We start from the raw sequence: 10,386 nt of genomic DNA, 5'->3' as shown, positions 1-10,386 counted from the left end.
CCCCTCTTCTTTATTCGGGCCGCCTCTGGAAGATCGTGGCTGTCATCGCGATTCTCATCATCGTCATCGGCGGATCGGTTCGTGGGTTCGTCATCCAACGGTTCACGATCCCCAGCGAATCGATGGAGCCGACTCTCGACGTCGGCGATGACATCACCGTGTGGCGTCCCGATGCGTTGAGTTCAGACATCCAACGCGGAGATATCGTCGTCTTCGACGGCCGTGGCTCCTTCGTCGACGATGCTCTGCCGACCCCGCTGCAGAAGGTGGGTTCATGGGTTGGGCTCGGGAATCGAGACGTCTACTACGTCAAACGCGTCATCGCGGTCGGCGGTGACACACTCCAATGCTGCGATGCGCAGGGACGGCTGCTGCTCAACGACGAACCCCTGGAGGAGGACTACGCGCCCCACCCGGCCTCATCCACCGAATTCTCGATCGAGATTCCCGCCGACACCATGTGGGTGCTGGGGGACAACCGGAACAAGTCTGCAGACTCGCGCGCACTGATGGGCAAGCCAGGAGGCGGATTCATTCCGCTCGACCGTGTCATCGGGCCCGTGATCGGGCACGGTTCCTCGGTCGACTGAGATGACCGCCGCCTGAAAGATGCCGCGGCGGGGTGCTGGTACGCTCATTTCAGTCCCATTGCGGAACCTGTGGTCCGATGCGAAAGCGAACGAATGTCAACCGAATCAGAAGCTTCCCCACCTTCAGCCTCGAAGAGATTCCTCCGTGGCCTGCTCGAGACCGCAGCGATCATTCTCGTCGCCATCCTCATCTCCACAGCACTCAAGACCTGGGTCGTCCGCTCGTTCTACATCCCTTCGGGATCGATGATGGAGACACTGCAGATCGATGACAGGGTCCTTGTCAATCAGCTGGCGCCGAATTTCGGCCCGGCCAACCGCGGCGACATCATCGTCTTCGACGACCCAGACCATTGGCTCAGTCCTGAAGAGATCTCGGAGTACGAGCCCAACCCTATCCTCGAGTTCGTCGGACTGGCTCCCGCTGACGGGGGCCAGCAGCTGATCAAACGCGTCATCGGCGTCGGCGGGGACACCGTCGAATGCTGCGATGCGCAGGGACGCATCCTCGTCAACGGCGAACCCATTGATGAGACATACCTCGACGACGGCACCGCCCCCTCGGAGGTGGACTTCAAAGTCACCGTCCCAGAGGGTCACTATTGGGTGATGGGTGACAATCGCAGCAACTCCGCAGACTCCCGGTACCACGTCGACACGCAGCCCTATGTGTCCGAGGACAACGTGGTGGGCACCGTCTTCCTCATCAATTGGCCCTTCAGTCATTTCAGTTGGATGTCCACCCCCGAGTCAGTCTTCGCCGACGTCCCCGACTCTGAAGGAATCACCGGCAGCTGATGGCACAGATCGGATTGCACGACCTCAGCTGTGAGCGCGCCCTGCTCGCAGAAGGCTACGAGTTCGTCATCGGCATCGACGAGGTCGGTCGTGGAGCACTGGCAGGGCCGGTCAGTGTGGGCGTGGCCCTCTTCGACCTCCGAGAGCTCACCGACGCCGAGGTGCCAGCGGGCATCCATGATTCGAAGCAGCTGAGCGCGTTGTCCCGTCAGACCGCGACCGATCGCGTCAATGGGTGGGCGCGAGCCACGGCAGTAGGGTCGACGACGCCGAGCGAACTCGACGAGCTCGGAATGACCATGGCACTGAATCTGGCCGGTCGTCGGGCACTGTCTGACATGCTGATTCCTCTCGTCGGCTCAGCAGTTCTTCCACCATCGACGATGGTGCTCCTCGACGGCAAACACGACTGGCTTTCAGCTCCACTTACGCTCGACTGCCTGGGGATATTCGGGCCCGCAGCAGACCTGGAACTGCCCCAAGTGCGGACCGTGATCAAAGGTGACGGCAGCGTTCCCGTCATCGCCGCGGCAAGTATTGTGGCAAAAGTGCACCGAGATGAGGCGATGATCGCACTCGCCGAGGCTCATCCCCAGTATGGTTGGGAGTCGAATGTCGGGTACGGAACCATCAGACACCGTCGGGGCATCGCCGACTTCGGCCCCAGCATTCACCACCGGAGAAGCTTCCGCCTGCTAACGGCGCACGATGCGAAGGAGGGATCGTCATGAGCACCGATGATCTGGACGATTACGAAGCGCAACTGGAGCTTCAGCTTTATAAGGAGTATCGCGATGTCGTGGGACTCTTCGCCTACGTTGTCGAAACCGAACGTCGCTTCTACTTGGCCAACCACGTTGATCTCAAGGCCCACAACGACGCCGGAGACGTCTACTTCGAACTGACGCTGCGAGACGCCTGGGTGTGGGACAGCTATCGGTCGGCGCGCTTCATCAAGACAGTGCACGTGCTGACCTTCAAAGACGTCAACATCGAGGAGATCGCCAAGAGCGATCTGGAACCACCGACGTCGATCAGGAGCTGACGGCGGCCAGCGGCTGATTCAGGAGAGGCACTCGCACGCTTAGGCCTGTGGGCCGGACCTTGACTTGCACGTGATCGGCCTGTGGACGACGAAGCGCCGTCCACAGGCCGATCGTCTGCTCTTGTCACGTCTGCTTTGCCGGTGGTGGCCTGTCACTCATGGGACCAACATCTGGCAGACGCAGCACAACGACACCGGGAATGCGTCAGCGCGCTCTGGGACGGACAGGGGAGGACCTGGCAGCAGAGTTCCTGCAGCAGCAGGGCATGGTCATCATCGAACGCAACTTCAGATGCCCACGGGGAGAGATCGACATCATCGCCCGGGACGGTGAGACCATCGTCTTCGTCGAGGTGAAGACCCGCAGAACGCTCGCCCTCGGATCTCCCCTCGAAGCCGTGACCAAGGCGAAGCTGAAGCGGATCAGAATGCTGTCGGCACTCTGGCTGCGCGGGCAGCGCGACTACTTCGCCGCCATCCGCATCGATGCCCTCGGCATCGTCATGGAACCCGAACCCGACTACTCTCATCGCCGCAACCTGCAGGTCGACTCGTGAGCGAAGAGGCGCAGCTCAATGTGATCGGACGCGCCTCCGCCGTCGCTCTCTGGGGGCTGGCGGGGAAGATCGTGTCCATCGAAGCCTGCGTCAGCGCCGGTCTGCCGGGTATCGACATCGTCGGTCTGCCCGACGCTTCCGTGAGCGAATCCCGGAAACGACTTCGAGCCGCGCTCGCCTATCTGGGGATCCCCGTGGCCACGCAGCATCTGACGATCAACCTCACTCCAGGCACGGTGCCGAAGATCGGCACCGGATTCGACCTGGGAATCGCTGTGGCCGTGCTGAAAGCGCAAGGCATCATCGACGAAGCCGACACAGAATCGATCATCCACTGTGGTGAACTGGGCCTTGACGGGCGCATCCGCCCCGTCAACGGTGTGCTGCCGAGCCTGCACAGCGGCCTGCAGGCCGGCTTCGAACGATTCGTCGTGCCCGTGGGCAACAGTCAGGAATCAGCACTGCTCGGGGGAACCAGGGTCCGAGCCATCGCCTCGCTGGCCGAACTGATCAACATCTACGGCGGAGATCTCAACGTCCCGATGCTCCCACCGGTCCTTGCCGCCGAAACTGCCGACCCGGAAATTTCCGAACGCCACGACCTCTCCGAAGTCCAAGGGCAGGCTGAAGCACGATTCGGGCTCGAAGTCGCGGCGGCCGGTGGGCACAATCTGCTGATGCGAGGCACACCGGGGGCCGGGAAGACGCTGCTGGCCCAGTGTCTGCCGGGGATCCTTCCACCATTGGACGACCCGCAGGCGGTCGAAGTGGCGGCGGTGCGCTCGCTGCGAGGAGAGCTGCACGGAGGCGATGGGCTCGACCATCGACCTCCTTTCGAAGCGCCCCACCACCGTAGCACCGCCTCGGCGCTCATCGGTGGGCGCAGACCCGGGTCGATAGGAATTCTCAGCAGGGCCCACCGCGGCGTCCTCTTCATGGATGAGGCGCCCGAGTTCTCACGTGATGTACTCGAAGCGCTGCGTCAGCCGATGGAGGCTCGACAGGTTCACATCCATCGTGCCTGGGGCTCCATGGTGCTTCCAGCGTCGTTCCAGTTGGTGATGGCGGCGAACCCATGCCCCTGTGGAGCTGGAATGCGCGGAGCCGACTCCACGTGCCGATGCACTCCGATGGACAAGCGCCGCTACCGCAGCAGACTCTCCGGTCCACTGTTGGATCGCGTTGATCTGCAACTCGAACTGTTTCCAGTCTCACCGGCCGACATCCGCCTCGGTGGGGCACAGGAGGACAGCGCTGCCGTCGCCGCACGGGTCAGACTCGCCCGGCAGCGACAAGCTGATCGATACGTCGACTGTGAGTGGACGCTGAACTCGAACGCACCCGGGGCTTGGCTGCGTGAGCATTTCTCTCTGAGTCCGAACAGCCTGCGCGACCTGGACCGCGCACTCGACACAGGAAGGATCACCATGCGCGGATACGACCGAGTGCTGAGGGTGGCAACGACCTTGGCCGACCTAGAAGGGGCCGAGGTGCCGACACCGGACAAGATCACCACGGCGCTGGCTCTGAGGACACAGGACTCATGAATGACGACAGTATGAACGAGGAGAGTGGAGACATCCGAGCTGCTGTGGCCGCCCTGTTGAGGATCGGCGAACCCGGCGACGGGCTGCTCACAGGGCTCGTTGACGAGGTCGGTCCGATTGCAGTGCTCGAACTGATCCGGGCAGTGGCAGCAGGAACATCATCAGCAGCCGAGGCCGCCGACAGCCTGACGCCGATCGTGAACGCGGTCGCGGGCAGCGGACAGCTCGGAGAGGCCCTCGACCGCTGGGCGGTGCGAGGTGAGGATGCGCAGGGACAACGTGACCTCGAGGCAGTGCAGAGACTGGGCGGGCGGCTCGTCATCCCCAGCGACGACGAATGGCCACCTGCTCTGAGGGACCTCGGACCGGCGGCACCACTGGGACTGTGGGTCAGAGGCAAGGCGAGACTGAACGCGGCGCTGCAACGGGCAGCCGCTATCGTCGGAGCACGAGCGGCCAGCAACTACGGCACCAAATGTGCCTCAGACCTGGCCTGGGATCTGGCAGCGAGGGGACTGACCATCGTCTCCGGCGGAGCTTTCGGGATCGATGCGGCCGCCCATCGGGCAGCTATCGCCCGCGACGGCACCACGATTGCCTTCATGGCTGGGGGAGTCGACCGCTTCTATCCAGCTGCCAACACCGACCTGTTCCACCAAGTACTTGAGTGTGGCGCGATCGTGTCCGAAACCGCTCCCGGGATGACTCCGATGCGACACCGCTTCCTGCTCCGCAACCGTCTGATCGCTGCTTCGTCCCAAGTCACCGTCATAGTCGAGGCCGGTTGGCGCAGCGGAGCACTCAACACCGCCCGACACGCACTCGAGCTTTCACGTGAAGTCGCGGCATTCCCTGGATCCGTGTATTCGGCGTCATCGACGGGGACCCACAGACTCATCCGACACCATGAAGCGGAGTTGGTGACCAGCTGCGAAGACGTCATCGAACTCATCGGTGGTGCCCAGCCGATGCTGTTCAACGACGATAGCCGTCCATCCCAAGGCCCGCGCCTGCGTTCCGAGGGCCCGAGCGTCCGTTCCGAGGGGCCGCGCCTGCGTTCTGAGGGGCCGCGCCAGTCGCCGGCAGACCCGATCGATGACCTGGCCGAACGAGAGAAGATCTGTGTCAATGTGCTCTCGGCGACCAAGGCGCTGGATGTCGGAACCGTGGCGGCTCGGGCCGGACTGACAGTGCCGAACACACTCTCCGCGCTCGCCCTCCTTGAACTTGCCGGCCTGAGCGCTCGTCGCGATTCCGGCTGGGTCAAACTGCGCAGACAGAAGTGACTCTTTGAGGCAGACAGAGATGAGACGACGGAGCAGACAGCGATAATAGGTCGAAGCCGACAGAGCTGAGTCCTCGATAAGGAGCCGCCGCTGTGTGAAGGTCCACCGCGTGGCCCGAGCGATCGCGTAGCCTGGGGCTGTGACCCAACCGATGACCATCGCCGAGGTGGTGTCCGGCTATGCCGACCACCTGAGATCACGCGACGTCTCCGCCCACACCTCGCGGGCCTACATCTCGGATGTCACAGACTTCTTCGACCACGCGGCCCACTCACCGGCTGCCCGCACCCGAGCGGACACCTCCGAACCCAGTGTTGGCGACATCGATCTCAACGACCTGCGTTCGTGGCTGATCACCCTCGACGATGCCGGAGCGGCGAAGTCGACCGTGGCCCGGAAGATCGCAGCCGTGAAGTCCTTCTTCGCCTACTGCGTGAACCACCAGGGACTGACGAACAATCCGGCGGCGCGGCTGCGGACTCCCAAGAAGGACTCTCGTCTTCCCACCGTCCTCAAACCTCAGCAGGCTGCCGATCTTGTGTCCCGGGAGCGTACTGCTCACAGCGAGGCCGACGGCAGCGATCCCATTGACGCAGCCAAGTGGGCCAGGGATGCAGCCATCCTGGAGATGCTCTACGCCACGGCAGTGCGAGTATCGGAACTGACCGGGCTGAACCGCAGCGACGTTGACCATCAGCGCTCGATGATCACTGTCCTGGGCAAGGGGAACAAGGAACGACGCGTCCCCTTCGGCAAACCCGCCCAGTCGGCATTGCAGCGATGGCTGGCACTGCGGGAGACCTTGGTCTCGAACGCCAGCGGTGATGCGCTCTTCCTTGGCCTGAGAGGCGGACGAATCGGAGCCAGACAGGTCAGGGAACTCGTTCATCGGTACGGCTCCGATGATCCCAGCGCACCTGATATCGGCCCGCACGGGCTGCGGCACTCGGCGGCTACGCACATGCTCGACGGGGGAGCGGACCTGCGACAGATCCAGGAGCTGCTGGGGCACTCGACGATGAGCAGCACGCAGATCTACACCCACGTCTCGATGCAGCGATTGCAGGAGACCTATCGGCAGGCACACCCCCGGGCCTGATCACACTCCCTGGGGGCTTCACTTTCGGAATTCCCAGTGCCACGGCTCAGGCAGCGAACCGCTCTGGCGGGCCCAACCGGGATGGATCCATCCGAACTTCGGTGCGTTGGCACGCATCCACTGGTGCTCGGCGGTGCCGAACGAGTTGATTCCGCCTCCTAAGTCGACGGCCAGCGCCCAACCGTGATTCGAGGTTCCGGGAGTCGCTGCCATCCGACCCTTGCGCCTCTTCAGGATGACCTGCGTGTCATAGTCACGGTAGGCATCCGTCACGGAGATCGGAGTCGAGAATCTGGCTTCATAGGCGTGGGACATCCGGTCGAACGCCGCTTGGGCATCGCAGCGCAGCATCTGTCCGAGTGCCGACTCCAATACGCACATTGCAGCGGCGGGGATTCGACCATTGCGATGTCCACCCCAGGCACCTGCTCCTGATGTCGTGGAATCTCCGGTGGGTTCCTCTGCCGGTCTGCGTGACAGCGGTAGGAGGATCGACTGCTCCTGCCCGAAGAAGCCTGTCGGGTCGATGTATTTCTTCACACCTGCGGACTTCCAGACACCGATGTGCAGGCAGGATTCGTCGCAGTGACCGCCTTCGGCAACCGTTGCTATCTCCGCACCGGCGGGAAACGCCTCACCCATCTCAAGCGCCGAATCAGCCGGTTGGAAAGAGATGACGTATCCGGAGTCCGTCTCGATGCTCATGGTCGCGGTGCCAGCCACAGAGCCACGGAAGCGAATGGTGCCTGCAGCGGGCGCACGCACCGGCTCACCCCTGACCGTGAGCACATCGATGCCACGGTGTCCCTTCAGCCATGCCTCTGAAGGTGGATCGAAAGCCTCGGTGATCTCCATCGCAGGGACTGGTGAGACCCACGTCGGCTGAGCGTCGGACGCTGGTTCGGCAGTTGCCGTCCGGACCGGTGCCCCCGCCTCGGCGAAGGTGAGGGCCACGACCATCAGAGTCATTGCCGCAATGAGAAGCAGCCGCGACGATGCCGGTCGTGCTCGAGCCGAGGTGGAACGGACGGTGTGAGGAGAATCGACGAAGAAGTCCATGAACCCATGGAAGCCCGGTCACTACGAGATGTCAGGCGCACGGACAGCGCCTGTGGATGACCCGCTGACGTGCACAGGTGAAACGAACACAAGTGGCGGGACGATCCACAGAAGTCAACGAAAGAGTGACCAAGCGAAGCCCTTGATCAGACAGGTGCGGAGGTGCTGAACCTGAACCGCCGGGCGTACCTTCAGCACAGATGAACCAAGGTGGGCCCAAGTTATCCACACCTCAGCGGACACGAGTCGTGCGAAATCTCCTCCGCAGAGCGAGTCAAATGCCGCGCAGTCTGTGATGCAGCCCATTCCTCAGGTGCAGGATCGATTGGAAAAGCCTTGGGGAACAGGGATAGGATGGCCTCAGCAGAAGCGTGTCTTCTGACTACGCGTATTCGATTTCTTCTCCATCCCATGGTGCAAATAGTCCGCGAGGGCGAATTTGTGGGGCGGATGAACCGAATACTAGGAATCAACCGAAAAGGTCACTGTTGCCGACGGCTCAAAGCCGGCGGAAAACACTGACGTAAAAGCGCCTTCGGGCGCGAGAGAAAGGAGGGCGTCGGCATGGCCGTCGTCACCATCCGCCAGCTGCTCGACAGCGGCGTTCACTTTGGACACCAGACCCGTCGTTGGAACCCGAAGATGAAGCGTTTCATCTTCACCGAGCGCAACGGCATCTACATTATCGACCTGCAGAAGTCGCTGGGCTACATCGATTCTGCATTCGAATTCGTCAAGGAGACCGTGACCCACGGTGGGTCGATCCTCTTCGTCGGCACCAAGAAGCAGGCACAGGAATCGATCGCCGAACAGGCCAAGCGCGTGGGACAGCCCTACGTCAACCAGCGTTGGCTCGGCGGTATGCTCACCAACTTCCAGACCATCTCGCTGCGCCTGCGCCGCCTGAAGGAACTCGAAGAGATCGACTTCGATGACGTTGCAGGTTCTTCGCACACCAAGAAGGAACTGCTCATTCTCCGTCGCGAGAAGGACAAGCTGGAGAAGACCCTCGGCGGTATCCGCGACATGCAGCGGACCCCTTCGGCTGTCTGGATCGTTGACACCAAGAAGGAACACCTTGCTGTCGACGAAGCACGCAAGCTGGGCATCCCGGTCATCGCGATCCTCGACACCAACTGCGACCCTGACGACGTCAACTACCCGATCCCGGGCAACGACGACGCCATCCGCTCGGTGTCCCTGCTGACCCGCGTGATCGCCGACGCAGTGGCAGAGGGCCTCATCGCCCGCCACTCCTCGGACGACGACAGCGGAGAGAAGAACGTCTCGGCCGTCGAACCGATGCCTGAGTGGGAACGCGAGCTGCTCGAGGGCAACGCTCCAGCCTCAGAGGAAGCCGCTGCTCCAGCTGCCGACGCTGCCGCTCCGGCCGCAGACGCCGCTGCTGAGAAGCCTGCTGCCGAAGAAGCCTCTGCACCTGCTGCCGAAGCAACGGAAGAGCCCGCCGCAGAAGCTGCAGCGGACTCCACCGAGTCGACAGAGTCCTGATTTCCTTTAACTCCACCAACTTTTAGGAGAAAGAATGGCAAACTACACTGCCGCTGACATCAAGGCATTGCGCGAGAAGACCGGCGCCGGAATGATGGATGTCAAGAAGGCTCTTGACGAAGCTGACGGCGATCAGTCGAAGGCCATTGAGTTCCTCCGTGTGAAGGGCCTCAAGGGCGCCACCAAGCGTGAAGGTCGCTCCACCTCCGACGGTCTCGTGGCCACACAGATCGACGGCGGCGTCGGAACGATGATCGAGCTCAACTCGGAGACCGACTTCGTTGCGAAGTCCGATCCCTTCGTTGCACTCGCCGAGGAAGTTCTGGCCCTGGCCGTTGCTGAGAACGCTGATTCGGCCGAGGCTGTTCTCGCGTCCACGAAGGACGGCAAGCCCGTCTCGGAGTTCATCACCGAAAGCGGTGCGACTCTGGGCGAGAAGGTTGCCCTTCGTCGCGTCGGACGTCTCGAAGGCGCAAACGTCGAGTCCTACCTGCACCGCACGAACAAGGATCTGCCCCCTCAGGTGGGCGTCCTGCTGGCATACGAAGGTGACGACGCATCTGTCGCACACGATGTCGCCGTGCACATCGCAGCGATGAGCCCGAAGTACTTCTCCCGTGACGAGGTCCCCGCCGACCTCGTGGAGAACGAACGTCGCATCGCGGAAGACACCGCGAAGAACGAAGGCAAGCCTGAGAAGGCTCTGCCCAAGATCATCGAAGGCCGCGTCAACGGCTTCTTCAAGGAGAACTGCCTGCTCGACCAGGGATTCGCCAAGGATCCCAAGCAGTCCGTGAGCAAGGTCCTCGAAGCTGCCGGTGTCAAGGCCACGGGATTCCTGCGTTTCCGCGTCGGAGCCTGAAGCACCATTGACTGTTGGGCGAGTCGTTTCCGAC

At 62.4% G+C, this 10,386-nt stretch carries 11 protein-coding genes; 10 read left to right on the top strand and 1 reads right to left on the bottom strand.

The window, feature by feature from the left end:
• The 8 genes from lepB (ACE03M_RS00825) to ACE03M_RS00790 form a co-directional block, all read left to right on the top strand.
• On the top strand, nucleotides 1–590 hold a 590-nt coding region (gene lepB, locus ACE03M_RS00825; RefSeq protein WP_485932211.1), incomplete at its 5' end, for a signal peptidase I.
• A gap of 93 nt (nucleotides 591–683) precedes the next feature.
• Entirely contained in the window at nucleotides 684–1,388 is a 705-nt protein-coding gene (gene lepB / locus ACE03M_RS00820; protein WP_485932209.1) for a signal peptidase I, read from the top strand.
• On the top strand, nucleotides 1,388–2,119 hold the full coding sequence (locus tag ACE03M_RS00815) for a ribonuclease HII (protein ID WP_485932207.1): 732 nt from the start codon (nucleotides 1,388–1,390) through the stop codon (nucleotides 2,117–2,119). Before lepB (ACE03M_RS00820) ends, ACE03M_RS00815 begins: the two co-directional genes overlap by 1 nt.
• Nucleotides 2,116–2,433, top strand: a complete 318-nt coding sequence (locus ACE03M_RS00810) for a DUF2469 domain-containing protein (protein ID WP_143922497.1) — start codon at nucleotides 2,116–2,118, stop codon at nucleotides 2,431–2,433. The genes ACE03M_RS00815 and ACE03M_RS00810 overlap by 4 nt, the downstream gene beginning before the upstream one ends.
• 158 nt (nucleotides 2,434–2,591) lie before the next feature.
• Nucleotides 2,592–2,990 carry a YraN family protein gene (locus ACE03M_RS00805; RefSeq protein WP_485932205.1) on the top strand — a complete coding sequence of 133 codons (399 nt, stop codon included), beginning with the start codon at nucleotides 2,592–2,594 and terminating at the stop codon, nucleotides 2,988–2,990.
• Nucleotides 2,987–4,537, top strand: coding sequence for a YifB family Mg chelatase-like AAA ATPase (locus tag ACE03M_RS00800; protein WP_485932203.1), 1,551 nt, complete (start codon nucleotides 2,987–2,989; stop codon nucleotides 4,535–4,537). Before ACE03M_RS00805 ends, ACE03M_RS00800 begins: the two co-directional genes overlap by 4 nt.
• The gene (dprA, locus tag ACE03M_RS00795; protein ID WP_485932201.1) at nucleotides 4,534–5,823 is read left to right on the top strand and encodes a DNA-processing protein DprA; all 1,290 of its coding nucleotides are present in this window, start codon (nucleotides 4,534–4,536) and stop codon (nucleotides 5,821–5,823) included. The genes ACE03M_RS00800 and dprA overlap by 4 nt, the downstream gene beginning before the upstream one ends.
• 139 nt (nucleotides 5,824–5,962) lie before the next feature.
• Entirely contained in the window at nucleotides 5,963–6,922 is a 960-nt protein-coding gene (locus ACE03M_RS00790) for a tyrosine recombinase XerC (RefSeq protein WP_485932199.1), read from the top strand.
• A gap of 18 nt (nucleotides 6,923–6,940) precedes the next feature.
• Here ACE03M_RS00790 and ACE03M_RS00785 read toward each other — a convergent pair whose 3' ends face one another.
• On the bottom strand, nucleotides 6,941–7,981 hold the full coding sequence (locus ACE03M_RS00785) for a D-alanyl-D-alanine carboxypeptidase family protein (protein WP_485932197.1): 1,041 nt from the start codon (nucleotides 7,979–7,981) through the stop codon (nucleotides 6,941–6,943).
• A gap of 564 nt (nucleotides 7,982–8,545) precedes the next feature.
• Here ACE03M_RS00785 and rpsB point away from each other — a divergent pair.
• Nucleotides 8,546–9,490 carry a 30S ribosomal protein S2 gene (rpsB, locus tag ACE03M_RS00780; RefSeq protein WP_143922502.1) on the top strand — a complete coding sequence of 315 codons (945 nt, stop codon included), beginning with the start codon at nucleotides 8,546–8,548 and terminating at the stop codon, nucleotides 9,488–9,490.
• A 34-nt stretch (nucleotides 9,491–9,524) separates the two neighbouring features.
• Nucleotides 9,525–10,352: a translation elongation factor Ts gene (gene tsf / locus ACE03M_RS00775; protein WP_485932195.1), complete on the top strand. Its 828-nt coding sequence runs from the start codon at nucleotides 9,525–9,527 to the stop codon at nucleotides 10,350–10,352.
• Nucleotides 10,353–10,386: the final 34 nt, after the last annotated feature.

The sequence above is a fragment of the Brevibacterium sp. AGC70 genome, assembly GCF_057334195.1.
This window is presented reverse-complemented; position numbering and strand designations above follow the sequence as displayed.

What these genes read in the sequence shown, in the direction of transcription:
- ACE03M_RS00785 (WP_485932197.1), bottom strand. Translation starts at nt 7,981, where the DNA reads ATGGACTTCTTCGTCGATTCTCCTCACACCGTCCGTTCCACCTCGGCT.
- dprA (WP_485932201.1), top strand. Translation starts at nt 4,534, where the DNA reads ATGAATGACGACAGTATGAACGAGGAGAGTGGAGACATCCGAGCTGCT.
- ACE03M_RS00805 (WP_485932205.1), top strand. Translation starts at nt 2,592, where the DNA reads ATGGGACCAACATCTGGCAGACGCAGCACAACGACACCGGGAATGCGT.
- tsf (WP_485932195.1), top strand. Translation starts at nt 9,525, where the DNA reads ATGGCAAACTACACTGCCGCTGACATCAAGGCATTGCGCGAGAAGACC.
- lepB (WP_485932209.1), top strand. Translation starts at nt 684, where the DNA reads ATGTCAACCGAATCAGAAGCTTCCCCACCTTCAGCCTCGAAGAGATTC.
- ACE03M_RS00815 (WP_485932207.1), top strand. Translation starts at nt 1,388, where the DNA reads ATGGCACAGATCGGATTGCACGACCTCAGCTGTGAGCGCGCCCTGCTC.
- rpsB (WP_143922502.1), top strand. Translation starts at nt 8,546, where the DNA reads ATGGCCGTCGTCACCATCCGCCAGCTGCTCGACAGCGGCGTTCACTTT.
- ACE03M_RS00810 (WP_143922497.1), top strand. Translation starts at nt 2,116, where the DNA reads ATGAGCACCGATGATCTGGACGATTACGAAGCGCAACTGGAGCTTCAG.